At 66.3% G+C, this 26,468-nt stretch carries 26 protein-coding genes and 2 tRNA genes; 3 read left to right on the forward strand and 25 right to left on the reverse strand.

Annotated elements, in window-relative coordinates; all coding sequences use genetic code 11:
* Positions 1-22 precede the first annotated feature (22 nt).
* Positions 23-958 (reverse strand): hypothetical protein, encoded by a 936-nt coding sequence (locus BKA02_RS03750; RefSeq protein ID WP_179431440.1) that lies wholly within the window; start codon positions 956-958, stop codon positions 23-25.
* Positions 958-1,167: a heavy-metal-associated domain-containing protein gene (locus BKA02_RS03755; RefSeq protein WP_179431442.1), complete on the reverse strand. Its 210-nt coding sequence runs from the start codon at positions 1,165-1,167 to the stop codon at positions 958-960. The genes BKA02_RS03750 and BKA02_RS03755 overlap by 1 nt, the downstream gene beginning before the upstream one ends.
* Before the next feature lie 135 nt (positions 1,168-1,302).
* Between BKA02_RS03755 and BKA02_RS03760 the strand changes: the two genes are divergently transcribed.
* Positions 1,303-1,770 (forward strand): ArsR/SmtB family transcription factor, encoded by a 468-nt coding sequence (locus BKA02_RS03760; protein WP_179431444.1) that lies wholly within the window; start codon positions 1,303-1,305, stop codon positions 1,768-1,770.
* Here the strand turns inward: BKA02_RS03760 and BKA02_RS03765 are convergent.
* The 10 genes from BKA02_RS03765 to BKA02_RS14295 form a co-directional block, all read right to left on the reverse strand.
* Entirely contained in the window at positions 1,696-2,910 is a 1,215-nt protein-coding gene (locus tag BKA02_RS03765) for an MFS transporter (RefSeq protein ID WP_179431446.1), read from the reverse strand. The two genes, BKA02_RS03760 and BKA02_RS03765, sit on opposite strands and share 75 nt — an antisense overlap.
* Before the next feature lie 58 nt (positions 2,911-2,968).
* Positions 2,969-3,760, reverse strand: a complete 792-nt coding sequence (locus BKA02_RS03770; RefSeq protein WP_179431448.1) for an IclR family transcriptional regulator — start codon at positions 3,758-3,760, stop codon at positions 2,969-2,971.
* 19 nt (positions 3,761-3,779) lie between these two features.
* On the reverse strand, positions 3,780-4,985 hold the full coding sequence (locus tag BKA02_RS03775; protein ID WP_343045334.1) for an aminotransferase class V-fold PLP-dependent enzyme: 1,206 nt from the start codon (positions 4,983-4,985) through the stop codon (positions 3,780-3,782).
* Positions 4,978-5,739: an amino acid ABC transporter ATP-binding protein gene (locus BKA02_RS03780; protein WP_179431450.1), complete on the reverse strand. Its 762-nt coding sequence runs from the start codon at positions 5,737-5,739 to the stop codon at positions 4,978-4,980. The genes BKA02_RS03775 and BKA02_RS03780 overlap by 8 nt, the downstream gene beginning before the upstream one ends.
* Positions 5,736-6,650, reverse strand: a complete 915-nt coding sequence (locus BKA02_RS03785; protein ID WP_179431452.1) for an amino acid ABC transporter permease — start codon at positions 6,648-6,650, stop codon at positions 5,736-5,738. Before BKA02_RS03785 ends, BKA02_RS03780 begins: the two co-directional genes overlap by 4 nt.
* Before the next feature lie 231 nt (positions 6,651-6,881).
* Positions 6,882-7,826: a cation diffusion facilitator family transporter gene (locus tag BKA02_RS03790; RefSeq protein ID WP_179431454.1), complete on the reverse strand. Its 945-nt coding sequence runs from the start codon at positions 7,824-7,826 to the stop codon at positions 6,882-6,884.
* 140 nt (positions 7,827-7,966) lie between these two features.
* Complete coding sequence (locus tag BKA02_RS03795) at positions 7,967-9,295, reverse strand: NAD(P)/FAD-dependent oxidoreductase (RefSeq protein ID WP_343045335.1); 1,329 nt, start codon at positions 9,293-9,295, stop codon at positions 7,967-7,969.
* A complete protein-coding gene (locus BKA02_RS03800; RefSeq protein ID WP_179431458.1) occupies positions 9,213-10,373 on the reverse strand; it encodes an enolase C-terminal domain-like protein in 1,161 nt (386 codons plus the stop codon). The genes BKA02_RS03795 and BKA02_RS03800 overlap by 83 nt, the downstream gene beginning before the upstream one ends.
* Positions 10,374-10,453: 80 nt before the next feature.
* A complete protein-coding gene (locus BKA02_RS03805) occupies positions 10,454-11,410 on the reverse strand; it encodes a transporter substrate-binding domain-containing protein (protein WP_179431460.1) in 957 nt (318 codons plus the stop codon).
* Between the two features lie 463 nt (positions 11,411-11,873).
* Positions 11,874-12,260: a DUF3024 domain-containing protein gene (locus BKA02_RS14295; protein ID WP_246285967.1), complete on the reverse strand. Its 387-nt coding sequence runs from the start codon at positions 12,258-12,260 to the stop codon at positions 11,874-11,876.
* A 56-nt stretch (positions 12,261-12,316) separates the two neighbouring features.
* On the opposite strand from BKA02_RS14295, the gene BKA02_RS03815 reads away from it, so the two are divergent.
* Positions 12,317-13,477 carry an IS481 family transposase gene (locus BKA02_RS03815; RefSeq protein ID WP_370467900.1) on the forward strand — a complete coding sequence of 387 codons (1,161 nt, stop codon included), beginning with the start codon at positions 12,317-12,319 and terminating at the stop codon, positions 13,475-13,477.
* A 115-nt stretch (positions 13,478-13,592) separates the two neighbouring features.
* Here BKA02_RS03815 and BKA02_RS03820 read toward each other — a convergent pair.
* From BKA02_RS03820 to serS, 6 genes are all read right to left on the reverse strand, one after another.
* Positions 13,593-13,684 (reverse strand) — tRNA-Ser (locus BKA02_RS03820).
* A 91-nt stretch (positions 13,685-13,775) separates the two neighbouring features.
* A complete protein-coding gene (locus BKA02_RS03825) occupies positions 13,776-14,954 on the reverse strand; it encodes an LCP family protein (RefSeq protein WP_343045336.1) in 1,179 nt (392 codons plus the stop codon).
* A gap of 68 nt (positions 14,955-15,022) precedes the next feature.
* Complete coding sequence (locus BKA02_RS03830; RefSeq protein ID WP_343045337.1) at positions 15,023-16,276, reverse strand: LCP family protein; 1,254 nt, start codon at positions 16,274-16,276, stop codon at positions 15,023-15,025.
* Positions 16,277-16,315: 39 nt separating this feature from the next.
* Positions 16,316-16,400: transfer RNA gene (locus BKA02_RS03835), tRNA-Ser, on the reverse strand.
* A 106-nt stretch (positions 16,401-16,506) separates the two neighbouring features.
* Positions 16,507-17,304: an HAD family hydrolase gene (locus tag BKA02_RS03840; protein ID WP_179431462.1), complete on the reverse strand. Its 798-nt coding sequence runs from the start codon at positions 17,302-17,304 to the stop codon at positions 16,507-16,509.
* Complete coding sequence (gene serS / locus BKA02_RS03845) at positions 17,301-18,611, reverse strand: serine--tRNA ligase (protein ID WP_179431464.1); 1,311 nt, start codon at positions 18,609-18,611, stop codon at positions 17,301-17,303. Before serS ends, BKA02_RS03840 begins: the two co-directional genes overlap by 4 nt.
* Positions 18,612-18,709: 98 nt before the next feature.
* On the opposite strand from serS, the gene BKA02_RS03850 reads away from it, so the two are divergent.
* A complete protein-coding gene (locus BKA02_RS03850; RefSeq protein WP_179431466.1) occupies positions 18,710-19,699 on the forward strand; it encodes a diacylglycerol/lipid kinase family protein in 990 nt (329 codons plus the stop codon).
* Positions 19,700-19,777: 78 nt separating this feature from the next.
* Here the strand turns inward: BKA02_RS03850 and BKA02_RS03855 are convergent, their stop codons facing one another.
* The 7 genes from BKA02_RS03855 to BKA02_RS03885 form a co-directional block, all read right to left on the reverse strand.
* Positions 19,778-20,509 carry a hypothetical protein gene (locus tag BKA02_RS03855; RefSeq protein ID WP_179431468.1) on the reverse strand — a complete coding sequence of 244 codons (732 nt, stop codon included), beginning with the start codon at positions 20,507-20,509 and terminating at the stop codon, positions 19,778-19,780.
* Positions 20,510-20,542: 33 nt separating this feature from the next.
* Positions 20,543-21,445 carry an IS982 family transposase gene (locus BKA02_RS03860; protein WP_179431470.1) on the reverse strand — a complete coding sequence of 301 codons (903 nt, stop codon included), beginning with the start codon at positions 21,443-21,445 and terminating at the stop codon, positions 20,543-20,545.
* A 168-nt stretch (positions 21,446-21,613) separates the two neighbouring features.
* Positions 21,614-22,789 carry a metal-dependent hydrolase family protein gene (locus BKA02_RS03865; RefSeq protein ID WP_179431472.1) on the reverse strand — a complete coding sequence of 392 codons (1,176 nt, stop codon included), beginning with the start codon at positions 22,787-22,789 and terminating at the stop codon, positions 21,614-21,616.
* A gap of 54 nt (positions 22,790-22,843) precedes the next feature.
* Complete coding sequence (locus tag BKA02_RS03870; RefSeq protein WP_179431474.1) at positions 22,844-23,683, reverse strand: ABC transporter ATP-binding protein; 840 nt, start codon at positions 23,681-23,683, stop codon at positions 22,844-22,846.
* On the reverse strand, positions 23,683-24,558 hold the full coding sequence (locus BKA02_RS03875; protein ID WP_179431476.1) for an ABC transporter ATP-binding protein: 876 nt from the start codon (positions 24,556-24,558) through the stop codon (positions 23,683-23,685). The genes BKA02_RS03870 and BKA02_RS03875 overlap by 1 nt, the downstream gene beginning before the upstream one ends.
* Positions 24,558-25,583 (reverse strand): ABC transporter permease, encoded by a 1,026-nt coding sequence (locus tag BKA02_RS03880; protein ID WP_179431478.1) that lies wholly within the window; start codon positions 25,581-25,583, stop codon positions 24,558-24,560. Before BKA02_RS03880 ends, BKA02_RS03875 begins: the two co-directional genes overlap by 1 nt.
* A 1-nt stretch (position 25,584) precedes the next feature.
* Positions 25,585-26,463, reverse strand: coding sequence for an ABC transporter permease (locus tag BKA02_RS03885; RefSeq protein ID WP_179431480.1), 879 nt, complete (start codon positions 26,461-26,463; stop codon positions 25,585-25,587).
* Between the last annotated feature and the right edge of the window lie 5 nt (positions 26,464-26,468).

Raw genomic sequence — 26,468 nt, forward strand, 5'->3', positions numbered from 1 at the left:
GCGCGGCCGTGGCTGCAAGGCGTCAGTGTCCATCGCCATGGTCGGAGGGCGCTCCATCACCGTGGCCGGCATCGATCACGAACTCGGCGGTATGCACCTGCCCATCGACCTGGAAGTCGAAGTAGAGGAGGTAACGACCCGCCGTCGGCGCCTCGGCCATGAACGCGACCTCCGGGCCCGCCGTATCTCCCGGAGTCGGGTCATCCCCCATCGCGTGCACGTGCAGGTAGGCAAGGTCTCCCTCCCGCAGCGCCACGAGGTGTCCGAACGCTCCCAGGTACGGTTCCAGCGAGGTCACCGGCTCTCCCGCGCGCTCGACGGAGACGGTGAGCTCTCCGGAGCCGCCGGCCACGAGATCGCCGTCGAGCGTGACCGTGAAGCCGTCGACCTCGGCGACGCGCCGTGCCTCGGTAGACACCGGCGCGAACGAGCCACCGATATCGATCGCACGCGTCAGCGTGATCCCTTCCGCGCCGTCCGTGGCGGGCGTGAAGTCGGCGTACACCCGATAGGTGCCCGCCGCGTTCCAGGTCCACGGCACCGACCAGGTGCCGGTCACCTCGTCGCGTACGGGATGAACATGCCGGAACTCGGCGCCGTCACTACGGACGACGATGAGATGGAGCTCCTTTTCGTGCGCGACGGCGTATTCCATGACCGGCTCTCCGGACACCGTCTGGATCTGGAAGCTCAGCACACCTTCGACCCCGACAGCCGGCGGGCCGTCGATGGGCGACAGCGCATATCCCTGCGCTTCGAGCGAGAGTCCCTTGAGAGCCTGCCCCGCGGATACCGCCTCAGATTCTTCGCCGTGACCATCATGCGCACCCATTTCGGCCTGCCCTCCCCATGCGGCGACGGCATCGCTCGGGATGATGGCCGCAGAAGCGGCGAACGCTGCCGCGAACGCCACCGCCAGACCGCCGCCGTAAAGAGCGAGCCGTGCGCCCGCCCTCATCAGACCCGCACCGCGGTGTAGCCCGCCTCTTCGACGGCAGCGAGCACCTGCGCGTCGTCGATCGAGCCATCCGAGCTGACAGTCAGCCTGCCGGTCTCCGCGCTGACCTGGATGTCTGCGACTCCCTCGAGCTCACCGACCTCTTCGCGGATCGACATCTCGCAGTGCCCGCAGGTCATGCCCGTCACCCGGTACTCGTTCGTCGTCATCTCTCGCTCCTTCGCCTCTTCTATACCCATAGAGGGTACTCACCTCACAGTGAACGTTATACCCCACCCGGGTATTCCGCAACCAGGTCGAAGGCGATGTTCGACACGCCTCGCGGAAATGCATATGATCGCTGCATGTCGATGAATGTCGAACGCCTCGCCGTTCTGGACGACGCAGCGACCGCCGCGTACGCACACCTGTTCCAGGCGCTTGCCGATCCCACCAGGCTGTCCATCGTGCAGCACCTCTCCGCGGGCGAGCATCGTGTGCGAGACCTGGTCGATCACATGGGACTTGCGCAGTCGACCGTGAGCAAGCATGTCGGGTTCCTGCTCGAGTGCGGGCTCGCAGCCATGCGACCCGAAGGTCGATCGACCTGGTACTCCCTGTCGGACACCCCTCGCCTGCGTCGACTCATCGCCGTCGCCGAAGAGATGCTCGACACCACGGGGAATCACTTCGAGTTGTGCACCCACCTCCGACTTCCCCACGAACACTCCGTCCCGGCCGCACTCGGCCAGGCAGCCCTACTGGCGCCGCACGAGGAGCGTTCTCCAGATCGCCAGACAGGTGAGCACGCCCGCGAGACTGACGACCGATAGCACGATCGCCGTCGGACCGACCCCGAACCTGGCGCTCAGGGCGCCCACGGAGGGGTACATGACCAGCAGAAAGCCATGGGAGAGCGAGAAGTATCCGCTGAAGATCGCGTTGCGCGATCCCTCCGTCGAGAAACGTCGCAGCAGCCTTCCGGACAGTGTGACGACCGCTGAGGTGAACAGCCCGAACAGCACCCAGAGGCAGGGCACAAGCCAGTGCAGGGTTCCCACAGGCACGAAGATCAGGGACGCGCCCACCGAAAGGAGCACCACCGGCATCGGGGCGACGCAGAAGAACATGACACTGTAGTCGGGCCACCGGCGCACCAGTCGCGGCGCGATGAGGGCTGTCGTCAGCGACCCTGTGCCGAAGCAGGCGAGCAGGAGCGCGACATCACTCGACCCGCCGCCGAGATCGTCCTTGACGACGAGGACCGTCGTCACGACGACGACGGACGTCGAGGCGGACAGTGCCAGGTTCAACCCGAGCAGCCCCCGCAGTTCACGTCGCTGCACGAACGCGAGGACGCCTTCCAGGAGCCTGCGGCGGAATGACCTGACGAGCATGCCGCCGTGTTCGGGAACCGCCGTGCGCACGATGATCAACGCCGAGACGACGAAACCGACGGTCGTTCCCAGGAACAGCAGGTTGAAATCCATGACGACGAGGAGCGCGGCGGCGATCATGGGGCTGACGAGCGACTCCGCGTCGTAGCTGAGGCGCGTCATTGCGAGCGCGTAGGTGTACTGCGTCTCATCGGGAACGACGTCGGGGATCAGCGCTTGGAGCGCGGGCGTGAACAGTGCGGATGCGCTCTGCAGCACGAAGATCAATACATAGATCTGCCACGCCTCCGTGACGAACGGAAGGAGCAGCGCGGTTGCGGCACGCAGGACATCCGCGAAGACCAGCACCTGTTTGCTCCTGAAGCGCGAGGTCAACGCGGACAGCACCGGGGTCAAGAAGACATAGGCGACCATCTTCACCATCATCGCGACGCCGAGGATGGCACCCGCATCTCCTCCGGCGATGTCGTACGCGAGCAGACCGAGGGCCACGGTCAGGATGCCCGTGCCGATCAGACCGACGCAGTGCGCGGTGAACAGTCGCCGGTAGATCCGGTTGCGGAGGACGGCCAGCATGCCTAGCCGTCGCTCATCGTCGACGCGCTCGCGGAACCGATGGAGGAGATCATTCCGCTCAGAGCCGCTCTTCGAGCGGATGCTCCTCCTGGTACCCGAGGCTCTGCGAGATGGATGCGGCCGTGTCGACGACCGCGCCGACCAGATAGTCGAGGCGGAGCGGGTCCACCTGATCACCGGGCGCATCGACGCTGATGCACACCGCGTACCGCACCCGTCCCTTGTCATCGCGGACCGGCGCGGAGACGCCCACCGTCTCCGGCGTGATCTCGCCCGCGCTCACACAGTGCCCGGTGCGGCGGATGCCGGCCAGCAGTTCTCGGATCTGCTTCGGATCGTTGGGGGTTCTGTTGGTGTACCGACTCAGCGGCGCAGCCAGCACCTCGTCCACGAACCGATCGTCTTGGAATGCCAAGATCGATCGGCCGGCGCCGGCGTGCAGGCCGACCGTATCGCCGACCTCGACCGTCACCTCCGTGGCGCTGTTCATGTCGAGACGGTCCACGCACAGATACCGGTGACCGCGCAGAGAGTAGAGCAGCGTCACCTCTCCCGTGCTCTCGGCCGTGCGAACGAGATGCCGGCGCGCCACGGTGGCCAGCGAGCGATTCTTGACCGAACGCCCGAGCGCAACCGCTGCCGGCCCGAGCACGTACGCTCCCCGCTCTTCCGGTTGTTCGACGAATCCACGCTGTTCCAGGGAACGGACGATCCGGTACACCACCGCCTTGTTGAGCTCCAGGTGCCGGGCGAGGTCACTCAGCCCCCAGCTCGACCGCTGCAGAAAGGCCTCCAGCACCGACAGGGTGCGCTCGACACCCACCAGCGAGTTGTTCTTCGGCTCGGTCATTCTTCCTCTCCCCTGTCTGCTATCCCTGGATATCGGAGAGCGCTGAAACCAGCGCCTCGATGTCCTCCGATGAGTTGTAGTAGTGCGCAGACGCTCTGACGACGCTGGCGAGGCCGCGTCGCGGCAGATCCCAGCGCGACGACCGTGCCCTCGACACGCTCACGTTGAGGCGCATGCGCCTCAACGTGGTCATGACGTCGTCCGGGGCGACTCCGTCGACGGTGAAGGAGACGATCCCGCACTGTCGCTCGCCCTGATCGGCAAGCCTCACTCGAGGCACCTCGGCCAGGCTATCGCGCAACCGGCTCCCGAGAGCGAGCACGCGCGACTCGATTCCGCTCATCCCCAACGAGAGGGCGTAATCGACGGCAGCCCCGAGACCGAGGAGATTGGCGTAGTTCTTCTCCCAGGTCTCATAGCGGATCGCCGTTGGCGCCAGCTCATATTCGTCCGCGCCCAGCCACACCGCCGATCGTCCGTCGAGGAAGGCCGGAGCGAACAGCTCCATCGACTCCGCGCGGACATACGCGAACCCTGTGCCGCGCGGCCCGCGGAGGAACTTCCGGCCCGTGCCGGTGAGCACGTCGCACTGGAGAAGGTCGACGGAAAGATCCAGTTGCCCGACGGATTGGCAGGCATCGAGCAGGAACGGAACTCCCGCCTCTCGGCAGAGCCCTCCCACGCGCTCGGCCGGATTGATCAGCCCGCCCTGGGTCGGAATGTGATTCATCGCCACCAGCCGCGTCCGCGGAACCTCCAGTTCCTTCTGCAGCCGGTCGAGGTCGATCTGACCCGTCGCATCGTCATCGATGACGACGATCTCCACTCCGCTCATGCGCGCGCGATGGAGATAGGCGATCGCGTTTCCTCCATACTCGGACCGGCAGGTCAGGATCCGGTCGCCCGCGGCCAGCTCGAGTCCGTAGAACACCATGTCCCACGCCCTCGTCGCGCTGTCGGCGAGCGCGATCTCATCCGGTGATGCGCCGACGAGCGTCGCTAAAGACGCATACACGGCATCGATACGATCGCTGAACGCCTCGCGCGTCTCGTATCCGCCGAGTCTCTCCTCCTGGTCGAGGTACTCCTTCTGCACATCGGTGACGATTCGCGGCGGCAACGCGCATCCCGCGTTGTTGAAATGGATGACGCCCGGAATCCCCCTCGTGTCTGCGCGCACGGCAGCCACGTCGATGAGCGAGGCGCTCCCGACCCCGTCAGACACGATTCAGGAAGTCCTTCGCACGCTCGGTCCGGGGCGAATCCAGCACGTCACGCGGATGCCCCTCCTCCACGATCACTCCACCGTCCATGAACGCGACGTGGTCGGCGACATCGTGCGCGAAAGCCATCTCGTGCGTGACCACGATCATCGTCATGCCGGCACGGGCGAGATCCTTCATCACCGCGAGCACTTCGCCGACCAGTTCAGGATCGAGAGCAGACGTCGGTTCGTCGAACAGCAGGACTTTGGGCTGCATCGACAGTGCCCGCGCGATGGCGACTCTCTGCTGCTGCCCGCCGGAGAGCTCCGCCGGGTAATGACCGGCACGAGAGCCCAGACTCACGCGCTCGAGGAGTTCCATCCCCCGCCGTTTCGTCTCGGCGCGACTCTCGCGCTTCACCCACCGGGGTGCCACCGTGACGTTCTCCAAGGCCGTCATGTGGGGGAACAGGTTGAACTGCTGGAACACCATGCCGATCGACGCACGCTGTCCCGCGATCTCCTTCTCGTCGAGCACACGGTAGTGTCCGCGGCGGGTGGCCTTGCCCATCAGGACGCCGTCGACGCGAATCTCTCCGAGCTCGGGCTGCTCCAGACTGTTGATGCAGCGCAGCAAGGTGGACTTCCCCGACCCCGAGGGACCGATGAGGCAGCTCACACTGCCCCGCTCCACCGCGTAATCGACGCCCTTGAGCACTTCGACCTTGCCGAAGCTCTTGTGGATGCCGCTGAGTTCGATGAATGGTTCGTTCATGCCGCCACCTCCTGCTCCTGCGCCGCGGCGGGCGCGCCCTGCCGCACCTTGCGTGGAACGAAACCCTTCGAATAATGCGCCTCGAGCAGATGCTGGATGTATCCGAGCACCGACGTGACGAACAGATACCAGAGTCCAACGACGATCAGGAGCGGGATCGTCTGATAGTTCAACGCGTAGATGATCTGCGCGCTGTGCAGCAGGTCGGACAAACCGATGATGCTCACGAGTGAGGTGTTCTTGAACGCACCGACGAGGTTGTTGCCGGTGGGCGGGATGATCATGCGCACCGCCTGGGGGATGATGATCCGGTACACCTGGGCCGGCTTCATCCCGAGGGCGCGCGCGGCTTCGCTCTGCCCTCGGTTGACTCCCAGAAGACCGCCTCGGATGACTTCCGCCATCAGCGCAGCCTCATTCAGCGAGAGCGCGAGCAGCGCGGCGGTGAACGGGGTGATCAGCTTGTTCGCATCCATGCCGAACAGGAGCGGACCGAAGGGGATCTCCAGTCCGATCGTCGGGAACAGCGCCGCGATGTTGAACCAGAAGATCACCTGGATCAGCAGCGGAGTGCCTCGGAAGAACCACACGTAGAGCGCGGAGGCGGAAGACAGGATCCGATTGCTGGAGAGCCGCATCACCGCCAGGATCAGACCGAGCACGGAGCCGATGACCATGACGAGCACCATCAGCCCGAGCGAGAGGAACAGCCCCTTGATGATCGAGGGGTTGAACATGTACTCGGCGACGATCGGCCATCCGAAGTTCTTGTTCGTCAGCGCCGCGTCGAGCAGGACGGCGGCGAAGAACAGCACCACGACCGCCGCGACATAGCTCCACGGCCCCGGCAGCTTGCGGATCAGCTTTCCCCCTCCCGGCGAGGGGAAGGCGCGCAGTTCACTCGTGGTCATCGGAGCAGCTCGATTCGCTGCGGAGCGTCGAGACGGACGAGCGCGGGGCTCGGGTAGCGCACGGAGTTGCGTCTCATGATTCTGTTCATCGGAATCTCACAATCGTCATTGATGGAGTGCATGTCGCGCGGTTCTCTAAGCGAACTATCGATTCGCTAAAAGAAACGCTAATGAAGGCCCGACGCGGGTGTCAACAGCGGATCCGCAATTGATCACGGTTCGCGGCACCGGTCAGGCGTGTTTGATCGAGGCCCCCTCGTGTTCGCTGATGTGCTCCGTCTCGATCTGGAACGTCGAGTGATGCACGGACACGTCGAAGTGCTCGGCAACGCATTCCTTCACATCGTGGAGGACCTCTGCCGCGTGGCCGTCTGTGAAGCAGCCGTCTTCGACGACGATGTGAGCGGTCAGGATCGGCAGACCGGTCGCCACGGTCGAGGCGTGCACGTCGTGAACCTCCTTGACGTGATCGATCTCGGCGATGTGCTCGCGCACCTTGTCGAGATCGAGCCCCTTCGGAGTGAACTCCATCAGGACGCCTGCTGTCTCGCGCATGAGCTTGACCGCCCGGGGAAGAATCAGCGCAGCGATGAACAGCCCCGCCAAGGCGTCGGCCTGATAGAAGCCCGTCGTGGCGATGACGATCGCTGCGATGATCACCCCCAACGACCCCAGCGCGTCATTGACCACCTCGAGGAACGCGGCGCGCATATTGAAGTTCGCCCCTCGACTCGACGCCAGGACGAGTATCGCCGTGATGTTCGCCGCCAGGCCGATGATGCCGAAGACGAGAAGTTCGACGGCGGGGACCTCGGGCGGCTCGAACAGGCGCCGCACCCCCTCGATCGCGGCATAGCATCCGACGACGAGCAACAGCGTCGCCTGCCCGAGGGCCGCGATCACTTCGATCCGGCGAAAGCCCCACGTCCGCCGCGAGTCGGCGGGCCGGAGCATCAGCGTCGCCGCGATCAGCGCGACGAGCAGCCCGGAGGCATCCGTGATCGCGTGCGCGGTGTCGGTGAGCAACGCCAGGCTACCCGTGACGAACGAGCCCACTGCTTGCGCGATGACGATGAGCGCCGTGATGCCGAAAGCGATCCACAGCTTCCTCCGATAGTCGCCGGGGAGTCCGACGGCTTCGTCCACTACGGGACCGTGGTTGTGTCCTGCACCCATGCTGGGCCTCCATGTCGCTTGGTTCCGACGACCTCGGGATCACGAGGTCTTATCATCGGTGTTTAACGATGTTATCGCTACAGCACGATTTTAGGAAGATCGCCTTCTCTCGTTCCGACTGCGCCGCGCGATCTTCGGTGCTACTGCGCCGCCGGGAAGTGGATCGTCGAGAACACGGGGAAGTCCTCGACGCTCTTGTTCAACAGGCGGGTGGGAGCGAAGTCGGTCAGCAGGTCATCACGTCGCCCCTTCACCAGCTCCTCGCTGACAAGGGCGCCGACCGTGAGAGACAGCGTGACTCCGGAGTGCATCGCCGCCACGTAGCATCGTTCGAATCCGTCGACGAACCCGATGGCAGGCTTTCCGTCGGCGGGACGCGCGCGCTGACCGATCTTCAGCTTCTCGACCTGCGCACCTTCGACGTTCCGGAAGACACGCGAGAGACGGCGAAGCATCTCCTGCGCGATGAGCCCGGTCGTGTCGGCCTGGTATGCCGGGTCTGCCCGATGGTCGAGGTCGGGTGTCTGGAGAAGAAGCCTCCCCCCGCCGTCCGGTCGGATATTCATGTCCGGTGTGATGATGTTCGACGCCAGCTGCACGAGCTGAGGATTCGTGTAGCCGAGGAAGCCGCAGGCGATCTTGTTGGGCGCATCGGCATCGATCATGGCGAACGTCTGGCCCAGCATCCCCAGCAAGGAGGACGACCAGCGGCCGGCGGCGAAGACGACCTGGTCTCCGCTCCACGTCGAACCGTCGTTCAGGCGCAGGCTGACGGCATCCGCTCCCTCTTCGACATCGACCACTTCGACGGGCGTGCGCAGCTGGACGCCGTTGCGCCGGGCCTCATCCCACAGTCGCGCGAGGAACGGCGCCATCTCGACGTACCCCTCTTCGGGGAAGTACCAGATGTTTCCGGAACGCGGATCGATGAGCAGCTCGGGAATGCGTGCGGTGATCTCGTCCGCGGAGACCTGGGTGACGGCGTAGTCACGGTCCTTCAGACCGGAGACCCGCGTCTCGAGACGCTCCTTCGCCTGTTCCTTCACAGCCCACTCGTACGTGCCGGTCTGGCGGAACCACTGCCCCTCGGACGGCCCGGCCGCCTGCAGTCGGATATGGCGATGGAGGCCATCGAGATTCAGCGCATGGTAGCTCTCGGGATTCTTCCCATTGGAGTTCACCCACGCGAAGGTCTTCGTGCTCGTGCCCGCACCGATGCGTTCACGTTCGAAGATCGTCACCTCGACGCCTGCAAGGGCAAGCGATCTGGCGATCGACAAGCCGATGACGCCCGCGCCGATGACCGCGATCTTCTGCTTCACCATTTCTGTGTTCCTTTCACGTACTTCATCCTCGAGTGTGAGATTGAGATCGATGTGATTCTCATCAGACCGCGACGCGGTACTCCGAGATCGCGTCGCGGTGACAGTCGACGCCGAAACCTGGTGAGGTCGGCAGCACGAAGGCACCGTTCTCAAGCTCCGGTTCCGGTCCGGCGATGTCGGCGCGCAGGCGCAGGTTGCCGAAGAGCGCGTACGGCGCGTATTCGACCATCACGATGTTCTGATGGCAGACGGCCAGATGCACCTGTGCCGCCGCGGTCAGTGACGTGGCCGACACACCGAAGGTCGTCACGCTGCGTCCGCGTGACTCGGCCTCGAGCACCACTTCGCGCGCGCCGATGACGCCGGAGAGATGCGGGCCCGGCTGAACGATATCGGCTCCGCCGAGTTCCATCTGGGCGATGAACTGCGTCGTGGTGACCATGGCGCCGCCGGCGGCAAGGCGGAGGGGAACGGCATCACGCAGTTCTCGCAACCAGTCCCAGCGTTCGGGCAGGAACGGGTCTTCGAGGAAGACGGCCCCGAGCGCGAGGTATGCGCGAGCCGCCTCAACGGCGGAGCGCACGCTGGTCCACCGATACACGTTGTCCACGGACAGCTCGATCCCGGTGCCGAAATGCTCCCGGATGCTGCGGACGAGATCGATGGCTTCGCGCTCGTCGGTGTTGTAGTCGGTCGCTTCGATCTTGAAGCTGCGATACCCGTACTCCTGTGCGCGCTCGATGTCATCGATGCCGCGACGGAGCACATCGGCATACGATCCGCGGTTGTAGATCGTGATGTAGGGGCGCACGGCTCTTGCCACGGGCGGCGTCTCCGCCCCCGACATGATCTGCCAGGCGGGGCGCCCGGTGAGCCTGCCGTACAGATCGACGAGGGCCGTCTCGATGCCGCCGATCGCGACCCGGCCCAGGCCCGCTCTGCCGGTGATGATGGCACTGGCGCGGAGCTCCTGGATGAGCGCATGCAGTTCGCCGAGCGGGCGTCCGACGAGCGCCGCACGTGGACCCCTGTCCCGCGGATGCGGGCCTTCGAACTCGACGAGCGCGACCAGCGCGGGGATGTGCCCGTTGATCTCCGCCCACCCGGAGATGCCGGCATCCGTCGAGACTTCGACGATCACCGCCTCGTCACGGAGAACGTTGCGCGACTTCTGGATATCGGGAGAGCGGACGCCGTACGCATCGATTCCCGTGATGCGCACGTCGTCCACTCTCAGGCCTTGCTCCTGCAACTCAGATCCTCCTGCTAAGGGTGAAGAGATCATTGCTTTCCGGGGTTCCCCTAGTGAAGCTGTTCGATCTGCGCTTCCTCCAGTTGGTACCCGTCCATGCCCCACCTCTCGAAGATCTCGGTGTACTCGGGCATGGCGGCAACGATCTTCATCGCGCTGACCAGAGCGGGTGTGAGATCGGAGTCCTTCGGCACTCCCATCGCCAAGATGTTGCCGTAGCCGCCTTCCCGCGTGATCACGTCGGGGAGCAGTTCGAAGTTCACGTCGCCCGTGCGCTTGGCGTACGCAAGCGGGACCCCATCTCCCATGAAGGCGTCGGCGCGGCCGTTGCTCAGCGCGAGGATCGCCTGGTTCGTATCCGGCACGGTGACGATGTTGATCGGCTCTTTGCCTGCGCAAGCGTCGTTCAGAGCGGGAAGCTCGACAGTCGCCTGAATCGTGCCCGCGGCCACCGCGACGGAGGCTCCGCACAGACCGTCCAAGCTCAAGTCTTTCGGGTTCCCCGATGGCACGGCGATGGCAGAACCGCCCGACGTGAACGGAATCATGTCCATCTGCTGCAACCGGTCTGCGTTCGGTGTCATCGACGCCATCGCGACGGTGTACTTGCCAGAGACGAGGCCCGGGATGATTCCATCGAAAGGCACCGAGACGAGCTCAGCGTCGATGCCCATGACGCGAATGAGCAGACGAGCGATATCGGCGTTGGATCCGAGACTGGTGTGCCCATCGGCGGACACGAAGGTCTGGGGCGGTGCGCCCGCCGACAACGCCATGGTGAAGTCGGACGACTTGTAGGAGTCGGGGATCAGCGCTTCGACATCGGGATCGGCTTTGACCTCGTCGAAGGTGTTCACCTCCTCGATGTCCAGAGCCGTTCCGGAATCATCCGGTGAGTCGGTGTCGCTCGCGCCGGGCGAACCGGTCTCGCTCGAGCAGGCAGACAGACCCAACACGAGCACCAGCGCTAGTGCGGCCGAGGCCTTGTTTACTGAACTGATCTTCATCTGATCTTCCAATCGACAGGTACACATTCTTTGTGCGTCAGACGGACGACGACCTTGCGAGGGATTCGGGTCCTCACAAGAGGATGATGCTTGGTTCGTACAGCGAACCAGTGATTCGCTAAAAGAAACGCTACCGAGGGGCGTCTGACACTGTCAAGGGATTTGGATCCGCGCCGCGCAACCCAGAGTGGTTATCGCTCTCAATAGTCGCGGCAGTCCTCCCTGCGGGCAGGAGTTCGCACTGCACGGCATCAGGATTGACGTCTTTGAACCTCAGCGCCTGTGAGGAGCCTCGGTCTTGTCGGCGGGGTCAACTGCGCCGGGTGCGACCGTGTGATGTCCCAGAAAATTGGCGGCGACGGAGGGATCTAAACCTCGTCGGTCGTCATCCCTCTCGACCGCCTCAATCCCGTTCGACTGTGGGCACCTCGTGGGCTCGAAAGTCCGCCCGCACGGCATCCGGTCACCCCCAGAAGATCGGATCTGCTCCGCTGCCGATGTAGTCGAGCAGCGTCTGCACCCGCTTCGTCGGCCTCTTGCGTGTGTACTCGTGGAACCGGGAGTGACGATCTGCCCAGTAGATGCTCCACTGCCCTGTCGTTCCGACGTAGCGAAGCCGCACGATCGGGGTGCGGATCCAGTCGCCTCCGCCATCCCAAGGTGGACGCGCCTCGAAGATCGTGACGTGCCCGTCGGCGATCTCGCACTCGACCCCTGAGCCTCGACTAGCTCGTAAACTATGTCGCGACTCAGGACATTTGGCGGAGACGGAGGTGTCTGGTTTCAGGACATCGTTGACAGATGATCGCGCGGATCGTGCTCGTGATCGTTGACACCTGAGTCGGGTCATCGTCGACGCTCTGCCGGTGATGATCGTTGACCGGTGAGTCGGGTCATCGTTGACGGGTGAAACCAAAGAATCTCGTCATCGTCCGCGCCGTCACCGATCAAGGCCTGACCCATGCTGAAGCCGCTGCGCGCTTCGGGGTGACCCGCCAATGGGTACACACCCTCGTGCACCGTTACGAAGCCGAAGGCCCGGACGGACTCGCGCCACGCTCTCGGGCCCCGAAGAACCGGCCCGGCACCACCCCGCCCGCAATCCGCGACCGGATCGTCCAACTACGCAGCGACCTGACCCACTCCGGAGCCGACGCCGGGCCGGTCACGATCGCCTGGTACCTCGAGCAGGAAGGCCACCGATCACCATCCACGTCCACGATCCGCAGGATCCTGCACGACGCCGGCCTCATCGTCCCCGCACCCCACAAACGCCCCCGCAGCTCTTACATCCGATTCCAAGCCGATCTGCCCAACGAATGCTGGCAAGCCGACATCACACACTGGTTCCTCGCCAACGGCACCCGCGTCGAGATCCTCGACTTCCTCGACGACCACGCCCGCTACCTGCTCGACATCCGGCCCGCGGCGGCGTTCACAGGCCCGATGGTCGTCACCGCGATGACCGAGCTGATCGCCCGCTACGGGCCGCCGTATTCGACTCTCACCGACAACGGCCTCGTGTTCACCACCCGCCTGGCCCGCTTCAAAGGCGCCCGTGGCGGATTCGAGAAACTCCTCACCGCGCACCGCATCACTCAGAAAAACGGCCGCCCCGGTCACCCGCAAACCCAGGGGAAGATCGAACGCTTCCACCGGACACTCAAACGCTGGCTCACCGCACGCCCACTGCCCGACACGATCGAAGACCTCGCCGCCCGGCTCGCACAGTTCCAGACCTGGTACAACACCGCCCGCCCCCACAGAGCGCTCGCAGGCCGCACCCCCGAGCAGGCCTACACCGCGCTCCCGAAAGCCACCCCGACCACGACCACCGACACGACCGAATGGCGCTCCCGCACCGACACCGTCGACCAGCACGGGAAAGTCACCCTCCGCTACGCCGGCCAGATCCGCCACCTCGGCATCGGCCGCGCTCACTCAGGCACCCCGGTGCTCCTACTCACCCACAACCGCGACGTCACCGTCAGCAGCATGAACACCGGAGAAATCATCGCCGAGTTCACCATCGACCCCGACAAGAACTACCAGGCCAAGAACCCGTGACCCCCACCGTCAACGATGACCCGACTCACCAACCCCGCGTCACACGTCAACACCCCACACAACAAAAAAGCCCTGAGCCGCGACCAGTTCGTAAACTATGTCGCGACTCAGGACATGGCGGAGACGGAGGGATTTGAACCCTCGGTCCCCGTGAGGGGACTCCACCTTAGCAGGGTGGCGCACTAGGCCTGACTATGCGACGTCTCCATGCATCCGGGCTCTTGCGAACCGAACGCGTCGTCCCATCCTAACGGCTCCGAAAGCACGATGCGAACGCACGGAATGCGACGGAATCGGCTCAGCCGTTGCCGTTGGAGCAGGTGCGCTGGTCGGCGCGATTGCCAGAGACTTCGGGCGGCAGCGTCGTGACCGGGGCGGGCTCGGCGCCCTCGGTGGGCGGGGGCGCGGGCGCGCCGGTGCCGTCGTCGGCGAGGACGACCCCGTCGTCCTCCCCCGGCTGATGCGTGATCTGCAACGGGGTGTTGGCGCGGATCGCGTCCCACAGGATGTCGGCCGACGCCGTGTCGGGGATGACGTGGTTCGGGTTCTCCGGATCCCACAGCGTGGGGTACTGCACGAAGGTGATCTCTTCGACCGGCACGCTCTTCAGCGCCAGGGCGAGTTGGGCGAGCAAGATCGGGTTGGTCAGGCTCTGGCTGGGCGTGACGTTCTCGAACGCCGTGTTCACGAGCCGCATCAGCGTGCCCGTGTCCCGGAGCACCTCGTCGCTGGACACCTTGCGCACCAGGCTCGACAGGTACTGCTGCTGGTTTCCGATGCGGCTCAGGTCGCTGCCGTTGCCCACCCCGTGCCGGGTGCGCAGAAACTTCAGCGCCTCCACGCCCGCGATGGTGTGCTCGCCGGCCGGCAGGTCGAGGTCGGTGTCGGGATCGACGATGGGCGACGCCAGGCACACCTCCACCCCGCCGACGGCGTTGGTGATCTCGATCACACCGCCGAAGGTGACCGACGCCGCGAACTCGATGTCCTGCCCCGTGAGCTGAGTGATGGTCGAGGCGACGCAGGCGAGCTCGCCGTACTGGTAGGCGGAGTTCAGCGGCTGCTTCGACATGGCCTCGCGCGTGTCGCCGTCGGCGTCGACGCATGACGGGATGGGGATCTGCAGATCGCGGGGGAAGCTCACCGCGGTGACCCGCCGCGGATCCGACGAGACGTGCACGAGCAGGTTGACGTCGTTGAGCGTGCCGTTGTCGTCTTCGATGAGGATGCCGTCCTCATCCAGCGGGCACCGGTCGCCGAACAGGTACGCGTAGTCCTGCTCGCACACGTCCAGCCCGACGAGCAGCAGATCGAACCCCTCGGTGTACGCGCCGAGGTCGGGCGGCAGAGACTCCTGCCCCTCGAGGGCGACCGCCCCGTCTCCGAAGGTGTGCGCGAGATCGTTGACGACGAATCCAGCGACGGCGACGGCACTGACGAGCACGACCGACGCGGCGATGCCGATGAGCTTCAGCACTTGCGTCCAGACACGCGTCGCCCGCCCGCGCCGATGTCGGGCCAGCGGTGAGCGCTCGTCAGAACGGCTCAGTTTCCGACACCGTTCGAGCAGGTCTCGTCCTTGGCCGACTGGCCCTTGACGCCGTCGGGCAGCGTGACGACGCCCGGAGTGGTCGGCGGCGTCGACGGGTCGACGGTCTCGCCGTCACCGGGGGTCGTGTCGACGGGCGTCTCGATCGGACTGCCGTCGGGGTTCACGGCCCCATCGCTGTGCCCGGTCACCTGCAGCTGCTGGTTCGCCTCGAGCGCAGCCCAGAGGATGTCGGCGCTGTCGTAGTCCGGAACGACGCGATCGATGTCGTCCGGGTCGGTGAAGACGGGGTACTGCAGGAAGTTGATGTCTTCATACGGCACGTTCTTCATCGCGAGGGCGATCTGCACGAGCAGCACGGGGTTGGTCAGGCTCTTGCTGGGCGTGACGTTCTCCAGCGCGGTCCGGGCGAGCGAGAGCAGCGTCGCGGGATTCGTCAGCACCTCCTCACTGACGAGCTTGCGCGCCAGCGCCGACATGTACACCTGCTGATTGCTGATGCGGCCCAGGTCGCTGCCGTCGCCGATGCCGTGCCTGGTGCGCAGGAACTGCAGGGCGTTCCAGCCGGCGAGGTTGACGACGCCGGCGGGAAGATCCAGCCCGGTGTACGGGTCGCTGAGACCGTTCGCGATGCACACCGGCACGCCTCCGATCGAGTTCGTGATGTCGATCACGCCCTGCCAGGTGACCTTCGCCGCGAACTGGATGTCGAGCCCCGAGAGCTCCGAGACCGTCTGCACCACGCAGTTGAGACCGCCGGTGTCGAGCGCGAGGTTGATCTGCGCCTTCGAGCTGGCCGAGGTCTCGTTGCCGTTCTCGTCGGTGCACTCCGGCCTGGGAACCATGAGGTCGCGAGGGAATGTGACGACCGTCACGCGGCGTGGGTTGTCGGAGATGTGCAGCAGCATGTTCACGTCGTTGCGCGCGCCGCCTTCATCTTCGGTGCACCGCTCGCCGAAGGACTCCTCGTAGCCCTCCTCGCACTCGTCGCTGCCGACGAGCAGCATGTTCACGCCGCCTTCGATCGCCCCGATGTCGGGCGGAACCGACTCCTGGCCGGCGATGTCGACGGCGTTGTCGGTGAACGGCTTCGACAGGTCGTTGAAGACGTACGCCGCGACGCTCACGCCGCTCACGAGCACGACGGCCATGGCGATGCCGACGATCTTCAGCAACTGGCCCCAGGCGCTGGGTTTGCGCAACTGGCCGTGCCCGGCGACGGGGCGTCGAGTTCGGGAGTTCGCGCTCACTCGGTGCCTTTCGGGGATTCTGCCGTTGCGAGGATTCTGCGGAGGGTGTGGGATTCGAACCCACGGGACATCGCTGCCCACTGGTTTTCAAGACCAGCTCCATCGGCCGCTCGGACAACCCTCCCGAGGCGCACTCTCGTACGCGACGATCAGGCGTCGAGTCTATCCGACACGATGCGCTCCCATTCTGTCTGCCACGGCTGGAGACACCCTGGATGCCCGCCGCGGACTCACATCGCGGGGATCGTCTCGAGCGCGACGGCGAGCCCGCCCTGCTCGACGGATGCCGTCGTCTCGGTGGCCGCAGCCTTCACCTCGTCTGGCGCCTGCCCCATGGCAACGGCCCGGCCGCCGACCGCCTGCGCCCAGCCGAACATGCCGATGTCGTTGCGCCCGTCGCCAGCCACGAACACGCGTGCACCGTCGTGCTCGCGCGCCGCGCGCACCCGCTCCAGCGCCGTGCCCTTGTCGACGCCGTGGGGCGCGATGTCGAGCCACGCCGTCCAGCCGATCGCGTACGACACCTCGTCGAGCCCCACCTCGCGCACGAGACGCTGGAAGTCGGCTTCGTCGTGGCGTGGAGAGACGACAACCACGCGCGAGACCTCCTGCGCGGAGAGCTCGTCGAAGCTGACCTGCCTGGCATTCTCCAGCGCCCACTCGCCGATGACATCCGTGTACAGCCGTTCACCGTCGGCCAGCTCCACCATGTACCGCGCCTCGGACAGCCGTTCGGCGAGCAGGCCGAGCACGGCGCGCGGGTCGAAGGTCTCGACGTGCCAGCGCTCGTAGCCGTCGGCGGTGCGGCGCATCGTGACGGCACCGTTCGAGCACACGACGTACTCGGGCGCGATGCCGAGTTCATCGAGGAAGCGGCCCGCCGTGACCCAACTGCGGCCGGTCGCGAGGGTCACCTCGTGGCCGGCATCGCGCACGCGGGCGACGGCTTCGACCACTCCGGGGCTGAAGGTCTCGTCTTCGAACACGAGCGTGCCGTCGACGTCGAGCCCGATGAGCCAGGCCGTCATCCGGCCGCCCCGTCGGTGTCTTCATGGCTGAGCGGGTGCATCACCTCGAGCCCGCCGAGGTAGGGGCGCAGCACCTCGGGCACCACGACGGAGCCGTCGGCCTGTTGATGCGTCTCGAGCAGCGCCACGATCCAGCGCGTGGTCGCCAGGGTTCCGTTGAGTGTGGCGACGTGCTGGGTCTTGCCCGGCTTCCCGTCTTCTCCCGCGAGGCGGTGGCGCACATCCAGGCGGCGCGCCTGGTATGTGGTGCAGTTCGACGTGGAGGTCAGCTCGCGGAACGCGCCCTGCGTGGGCACCCAGGCCTCGATGTCGTACTTACGCGCGGCGCTGGATCCGAGATCGCCCGCGGCGACGTCGATCACCCGGTACGACAGGCCCAGCGAGGTGAGCATCTGCTCCTGCAGCGCGACGAGCCGCAGGTGCTCGGCCTCAGCATCGGACGGGTCGGTGTACACGAACATCTCCAGCTTGTTGAACTGGTGGACGCGGATGATGCCACGGGTGTCCTTGCCGTGCGATCCGGCCTCGCGGCGATAGCAGGTCGACCACCCGGCGTACCGCAGCGCACCCGCCGACAGGTCGACGATCTCATCCTTGTGGTATCCGGCGAGCGCGACCTCGCTCGTGCCGACGAGGTACAGGTCGTCATCCTTGTCGAGGTGGTACACCTCATCGGCGTGCTCGCCGAGGAACCCCGTGCCCTGCATGATCTCGGGGCGCACGAGGGTGGGCGTGATGAGCGGCACGAAACCGGCCTGCAGCGCCCTGTCCAGCGCCAGATTCATCAGGGCGATCTCCAGGCGTGCTCCGATGCCGCGGAGGAAGTAGAAGCGGGCGCCCGAGACCTTCGCCCCGCGCTCCATGTCGATGGCGCCGAGCAGTTCGCCCAGCTCGAGGTGGTCGCGCGGCTCGAAGTCGAAGACGGGCTGCTCGCCGACGCGGCGCAGTTCGACGAAGTCCTCTTCGCCGCCGGCGGGCACCCCCTCGATGATGACGTTCTGCACCCGGCCGAGCGCGTCGGCGGCCGCCTCGCCCGCGGCATGAGCAGCATGCTGGGCCTGCTTCACCCGCTCGGCGAGCTCCTTGGCCTGCGCGACGAGGGCGGGCTTGTCCTCCTTGGGAGCGGCGGCGACCTGCTTGCCGAAGGCGTTCTGCTGCGCACGCAGCTCTTCGAACGCGGTCAGCGCGGTGCGGCGGGATCGATCGGCCTCGATGGCGGCGTCGACGGTCTCCGGCGCGTTGCCGCGCGCGGTCTGGGAACGTCGGACGAGCTCGGGCTCGTCGCGCAGAAGGGCGAGATCGATCACCCCTCGAGTCTAATCGGCCTCGCGCCGCAGGCTTCCGGGCGCGGCCCGCCCGGGCATCCGCGCCACGATCCGTGTGCCCGGGGCTCTAAGCTTTCGCCATGACCGCTGACGACCACCGCCGTGCCGCGCTGGTCGTCAACCCCGTCAAGGCCGATGCCCCCCGGCTGCAGCGTCTGCTCGTCGATCTCTCGAACGAGGCCGGATGGGCCGAACCCGAGATCATCGAGACGAGCGTCGACGATCCGGGGCAGCAGGCCACGCGGCGCGCGCTCGACGGCGCCGCCGCCGTGCTTGTGGCGGGAGGCGACGGCACCGTGCGGGCCGTGTCGGAGGCGATGGCCCGATCCGAGGTGCCGCTCGCGATCATCCCCAGCGGCACGGGCAACCTCCTCGCCCGCAACCTCGGCCTGCCGCTGGCAGACCCACGGCGCATGATCCGCGCCGTGTTCGAGGGCGACGTGCACGATGTCGACGTCGGATGGGCGGAGTTCACCCGCGACGACGGGTCGCGCGACGAGCACGCCTTCGTCGTGCTGGCCGGTATCGGGCTCGACGCCGACATGATCGCCAACACACGCCCCGCGCTGAAGAAGTCGATGGGGTGGGTCGCCTACGTCGACGGCGCGGCCCGGTCGCTCACCGCCGCGGAGCCCTTCCGCGTGGTCTATTCGATCGATGACGAGCGTCTGCATTCGGTGAAGGTGCAGAGCATGCTCTTCGCCAACTGCGGCACGCTGCCCGCGGGCATCGCCCTCATCCCCGACGCCTCGATCGCCGATGGCGGGCTCGACGTCGCCGTCATCCAGCCGCGCGGCCCCTTCGGCTGGCTCGCCGTGTGGCGCACGGTCTGGTGGCAGAACTCCGTGCTGCGCCGCACCGAGACCGGGCGGCGCATGATCGCATGGGGCGGGCAGAACAGATCGGTGCGCTACCTGCGCGGTGCCTCCGCCGAGGCCGCCGCGACCGAGGCCCGCCCTGTGGAGCTCGACGGCGACGAGTTCGGTGAGGCCGTGCGCATCCGCTGCCGCATCGACCCCGGCGCACTGCGCATCGTCTTCCCCGCCGGTATGGACGTCGCCCGCCTCTGACGGGGGCGCCCGGCGTCAGAGCTCAGCCGGCGATCGGCCCTCAACTAGCGATGGGCCCTCAACCAGCGAGATGGGCCCTCAACCAGCGATGGGCACCGCGCCGTCGAGGTTGTCTCCCACGAGCGTCAGCACCTGCGGACCCTCCGGCCGCGCGCCGATATCGAGCACGGTAAGGCGAGGAGCCATGTCCATCGTGCACGCCCGATCCTCGGAGCGGAACGACACGGTCGCGCCGTCGGAGCTCGGCTCCACCGACTCCACGATCGGCGGACAGCTCGACGAGCCCCACGTCAGAAGGACGACGCCGGTGGCGTCGTACCAGCCCGCGCTCGGCGCATAGTCGGTGCCCTCGCCCGGAACACCCATGAGCGAGCCGTCGCCGGCGAGGATGATCTCTGTGTCGGATCCGTCGCCGGACACCGTGAGGACGACATCGGACGACGGATCGATCCCCTCCGGCACAGCGAGGAACGACGCGCGCGGCGCGTAGTCGGCGGTGCACGCGGCCTTCTCATCCGCGACCGACAGCGTCACATCGATGCTCTGCCCGTCCGTGCTCTGCCCGTCGCCGCGTTCCCCCTCGGCCGCCGGTCGGCATGCCGTCGAGGAGGAGCCCCACGTGATGATCGCGATGGCGCGGCCCCGGTCGATCCACGCCGCGGCCGCGCTCGGCTGCTCCGGCGTCGGCGTGACGGTGGGAGGCGAGGCGGGAATCTCCGACGGCCGGCCGCCCGGCCCGCCCGCGCATCCCGCCAAGACGATCACCGCGGCCGCGAGCAACGCCGCCGCACCCGCACTACGCATCCTCATGCCGCCATGCTAGATGAGTGAGTCCGTTTGCGTTCAGTGGTCGTAGGCGATGAGTGATCTCTTGATGGGGGCGTCGATGAGCCAGTTGTGCCAGATGCTGGCGGCGAGGGCGAGGAGTCGCGCGGCGACTCGAGAGTAGACGCCTGCGATGGTGCGCCCGCCGTGGTCTTCGAGGGTGAGTTGGCCTTTCAAGGTGTCGAACACGGATTCGACCCATTGTCGGATCCCGCCGAGTTTCCCGAACCGCGGAGTCTCGTCTTTGCGGTCGGGGCGGATCAGATGCGCGCCGAGGTCGTCGGTGACGAACGCTTCGAACTCTTTCCCGGCGAAGCCCTTGTCGCCGACGATCACCTGGCCCGGCTGAATGAGGTGCCGGTCCTGCCGCAACAGAGCTTCGGTGACTTCTCGTTCACCGATCTTTGGATTCGCGAGTCCCCAGATCACGGGCATCCCGTCGGGGGTGCAGACAAGGTAGAGCGGGAATCCCCAGAAGAACCGGGAGTGGGAGGCGCAGTATCCATAACCGGCGTCGTCGGCGAGGTCGGAGCGTTTCACCGTCTCGCGGGACTTCCCGCACGGCAGCGGGGTCGAGTCGACCAGCCGGGTGATCTCTCCAAATGTCGGGGTATCGCGGGCGAGCTCGGTGATCACCGCCGAGAGTAACCCGGTCGATTGGCGGACGCGTTTGCCCCACCCGGACTGCTTCGGAATGCCCGGGAACATGCCGCGCAGATGCGCCCTCGCGTAACGGATCCACTTCCGATCCGACGCGATCCCGAGCAGATGCTGCGCGACGAGCAGACACAACAACTCGACGTCATTCAGCACCGGCTTGCGACCGGGCGACCGGTCACGGGTGAAGCCGATCGCGGGCAGGATCCGATCATCGAGATGGACATAGAGTGTGACAAGGAGGGTGTTGAGGTCTGTTTTCACACACTGGGCTTAACACCCTCCGCCTCCGATTAACAGCCTCCACGCCGCCAACGCCAAACGGACTCACTCATCTAGCGGCGCAGCATCGGCGCGCGAAATGCGCTCCGACACGGGCGGACGTCCTGCGCATCGGCTCATCCCGATGCGCAGGACGCGGCGACACCGCGTCTAGGCGACCACGGATCCTCGCTGCACGACAAGAAGATGAGCGTCGATCTCCCACAGGGCGGAGGGGTTCTCGATCGGATCGTCGCTGAGCACGATGGCGTCGCCGTGGGCACCGTGATCCAGGTGGCCCAGCGAGGCGTCGCCGAAGATCTCCGCGTTGCCCGCGGTCATGGAGTGCAGCGCCTCCTCGGCCCCGATCGCTTCGACCTGCAGCTGCACGCCGCGGAGCTGCTCATCCTCCATATCTCCCATGAGGTCGGTGCCGAATCCGAGCCGGACCCCCGCACGCAGCGCGAGCTGCGCTGCCTCCTTCCCCTTCGAGAGCACCTCGGCGTTCTTTGCGAGCGAGACCTCGTTCAGGCCGAGCGATGCCCCTCGGAGACCCATGGCCTCGTATGTCACGAGCGTCGGCACGAGGAACACCCCCAGACGCGACATCTCCTCCGCGGTGGCGGCATCGATGAAGTTGCCGTGCTCGATGCACCGGACGCCGTTCTCGATCGAGTGCCGCACCGACTCCGACGAGTACGAGTGCGCTGTGACATAGCTGCCTCGGCGGTGCGCCTCATCCGCGACGGCACGGAGCTCCTCGGCGGAGTACTGCGGAGACAGCAGAGGATCGGTCAACGAGAACACGCCCCCGGAGGTCATGACCTTGATCGCGTGAGCACCCGTGCGCAGACGATCGCGCACCGCCACCCGCAACGAGTCGACGCCGTCGACGAGCTCGCACATGTGCCCGTGGGTGAAGCACACGTCGACGTGCTCGGATCGCGGGTCGCCGTGACCGCCCGTCTGGCTCAGCGCAGGCCCGGTGAAGAGATACCGCGGCGAGGGGAAGAGACCTCGATCGGCCGCGTGCTTCAGCCCGATGTCACCTCCCGCCACGTCCCGCACCGTGGTGAACCCCCGCCGTAGCGCGGCCTCCAGGCGCCTGCTGCCCTGCAGCGCCGCGTAGCTCAGCGGCCCTCGCTCGCTCTCGAATCCGTCCAGACTGAAGGCGTACGCGTGGAAATGCGCGTCGCTGAGTCCGGGGATGACCCATCTCCCGGAGCCGTCGATCCGCTCCGCGCCTTCCGGAGCGCGATCCACGACGATGCCGTCCGCGATCGCGAGGTCGCGTTCGACGAAGCCCCGCCCGCGACCGCCCCACACCTTCGCGCCCGTGATGAGCATCGATCCTGTCCCTGTCACATCTGCTCCATTCGATACCAGGACGAAGACGTCGCTCTAGCGACCATCCTGCTCGGCTTCCTTCGTCGCCCCTCCGATGCGCGGCGCCGCGTCGACCAGCAGTCGCGTATAGGCGTGGGTCGGCGAGCGGAGCACCGCCTCAGCGGGCCCCGCCTCGACGAGCTCGCCATGGAGGAGCACTCCGATGTCATCGCAGAAGTACTCGGCGATGCCGAGATCATGGGTGATGAAGAGATAGCTCAGCCCGAGCTCGCGTTGCAGGTCGACGAGGAGGTTGATCACCTGCGCCTGAATGGAGACGTCCAGCGCCGACACCGGCTCGTCGAGCACCAGCACCCGTGGCTTCATGATCAGCGCACGCGCTATCGCCACGCGCTGGCGCTGCCCGCCCGACAGCTGATGGGGCTTGCGCTCGAGGAACTCGCTCCCCAGGCCGACCAGCTCCAGCGCTTCGCCGGCACGATGATCCCTGGCGGCAGACGAGCCCACCCGGTGTATGTCCAGAGGCTCGCGAACCAGGCTGCGGACGGAATACCGTGAGTCCAGAGAGCCGCCCGCATCCTGGAACACCATCTGAAGATGCCTGCGGAGCTTTCGATCGGAGCGCGGACGGACCGGATCCAGGACCTGCCCGTCGAGCTGGATGCTCCCTTCGTACCCCCGCACGAGGCCCATCACGCATCGTGCGAGCGTGGACTTCCCCGATCCGGTCTCGCCCACCAGCCCGTAGGTGCGCCGCTCACCGATCTGGAGGGAGACGTCCTGCAACGCGTGGACCGCGCTCTGCTTCTTCTCGGTCCCTCGGCTGCGGAACACCTTCGTCAGATGCTCGATCTTCAGGACCGCCGGCGCCTCGTTCGCAGAAGAGCCTTGCATCACTGACCACCCTTCTGTCGGCCGAGCTCCCCGCCGATCGTCGCGAGCGCACCGTCCTGCCTCGTATAGCCCGGCGCCGGGATCGCCCCGATCAACGCCCGGGTATACGGATGCGTGGGCCGGCTGAGCAGGCGCGAGGTCTCTCCCTCCTCGACGAGGTCGCCGCGATACAGGACGAGGATCCTGTCGCAGAACTCAGACACGATCCCGAGATTGTGGGTCACGAAGAGCACGGCCATGTCGCGCTCCTTCGCGAGCCGGGTGAGCAGCTTGATGATCTGCGCCTGGGTGGTGACGTCGAGCGCGGTGGTCGGCTCATCCGCGAGCAAGAGATCCGGGTCGTTCGCGAGCGCCATGGCGATGCCCACCCGCTGCTTCATGCCACCGGAGAACTGGTGCGGGTAGGCGTCGAGCCTCTCTTCGGCCCGAGCGATCTCGACCTCGGTCAGCAGACTCGCGGCGAGCGAGCGGCGTGCGCTCCTGCCCAGCCCGGGCTGATGTCGAGCGATGATCTCGTCGAGCTGACGGCCGATGCTCATGAGCGGATTCAAGCTGCTCGACGGATCCTGCAGGACCACCGAGATCCGCCGGCCCCTCAGCTCGTCGAGCTGACTCTCGCGCATCGCACGAAGGTCCTGTCCGTCGAACCGGATCTTCCCGTCCGTTATGCGCCCCGCCTCGTCCAGCAGGTTGATGATCGACATCAGCAGCGCGGATTTCCCCGATCCGGACTCGCCGACGAGCCCGACCCGCTCACCGGCGACGATCGTCAGGGTCACTCCCTTGACCGCCTCCACGTCTCCGTTCGACGTTCGAAAGGAGATCCGCAGCCCTTCCACCTCGAGAAGCGGCGATTCGAAGCTGTCATCCGCCATCAGTTCCCTCGCAATCGAACTCGTGGATCGATGAGGCCGTAGATGAACTCCAGCGCGAGGCTGATGATCACATACATGACCGCGCTGAGCAGGATGAAGGCCTGGACCACTGCGTAGTCCTTCGCGAGCACCGAGTCCACGACCAGTTGCCCGACGCCCGGCCAGTTGAACACCGATTCGACCAGCACGCTCCCCGCCACCAGCTGAGCGAATATCAGCGCGCTCGCCGTCAAGGTCGGGAAGAGCGCGTTCGGCAGCGCGTGCCGGGCGAAGGAGCGGAATCGGCCGATGCCCTTGCTGCGCGCGAGCGTGATGTACGGCGCGTTCCCCACCTCGAGAAGGTTGGCGCGCAGAAGTCTCACCAGATAGGAGAACGGCCCGATGCCGAGAACGATCGCCGGGAGCACGAGATGCCAGAGGGCGTCGACGAACACGTCGAATCGACCGTGGACCAGGGAGTCGACGAGATAGAACCCTGTGGGCCCGAGGTCGAACTGCTCGCCTCCGGAGAGCCGGCCCTCCGGTCCGGGGAACACGGGCAGCAGTTGCGAGAACACCAGCAGCGTCACGAGGGCCAGCCAGAAGGGCGCCACGCCGTGGGCCAGGAAGGCGAAGCCGCGAACGGCGCCGTCCAGAGGCGGGTTCTTCCGATAGGTGATCACCAGCGCCAGCACCACCGCGAGCGCCAACGCGAAGACGAATGCCCAGAGCGCGAGTTCGATCGACGCGGGAAAGCGGCTGAGCAGGATCTCGCGAACCGGCATCCCGGCGCTGTAGGCGAAACCCCAGTCGCCGGTGAGGAAGGAACCGATGTAGGTGAGGAACTGGATCGGGATCGGCTGGTCGAGGCCCATGTGCCGCGCCTGGGCCTCGACGACCTCCGGGCTCGCGAACTCGCCGGCCACAAGGCGCGCCGGGTCACCGGGCAGCATCCGCAAAAGGATGAAGGCGATCAGCACCGTGCCCAGCACGGTCAGCACCGCACCGCCCAGCTGCGTGAGCCACGACCTTATCTGAGTGCGCATCTCAAATCCTCCTCGGATCGAGCAGGGTCCGAAGGCGATCCGCGACCATGGACGCAGACGTCACGGCGATCAGGATCCCGATGCCGGGATAGATCGCCAACCACCATTGCCCGGTCAGGGCGTAGTTCTGCCCCTCGGTGATCATGAGGCCCCACTCGGACATCGGGATCTGTGCGCCCAGACCCAGGAAGCCCAGGGCGGCCAGGGTGAGGATCGCGTATCCGAAGTTGGCCGCCGTCTGGATGACGAGCGTCGGGAATACGTGCGGGAGGACATGGAAAAGCACTGTTCGCGGCCGCGGGGAGCCCAGGGTGTCCTGCGCCTCGATGAACGTGGCCGATCGGACGCGGAGCACGTCGCTGCGGACCAGGCGGGCGATGAACGGGATCGAGGTCAGCACGATGCCGATGCTCGCCGTCCACACCCCGGACCCCAGCGCGACGGTCACCGCCATCGCCAGCACCAGGGGAGGGAACGCCAGTGTCGCGTCCATGATCCTGAGGACGACCGCCACCCACGGCGCCGTCGTCATGCCCAGGGCCAGGCCGAGGGTGCCGCCGATCAGCGCGCCGAGAAGGGCGATGATCAGTCCGAGGAACAACGACACCCCCGCCCCCGCGATGAAACGGGCGAGGACGTCCCGTCCGTTCTGGTCCATGCCCATGGGATGGCTCAGCGACGGCGCCTCGAGCGCTCGTGACAGATCCGTCGCATCCGGCGACAGCGGCCAGAGAACCGGACCGAGGATGGCGACGAGGAACAGGACGAGCAGTCCGGAAGCCGCGGTGGGCAGCAGGATGTCGTTCCGTATCCGCCGGGTTCTCGGGGCGTTCGTGGGCGCTGCCTCGACCGGTGCGCCGGAGGCCAGGGGCGAACTCATGCGAC

It is taken from the genome of Microbacterium pseudoresistens, assembly GCF_013409745.1.
GTDB lineage: Bacteria > Actinomycetota > Actinomycetes > Actinomycetales > Microbacteriaceae > Microbacterium > Microbacterium pseudoresistens.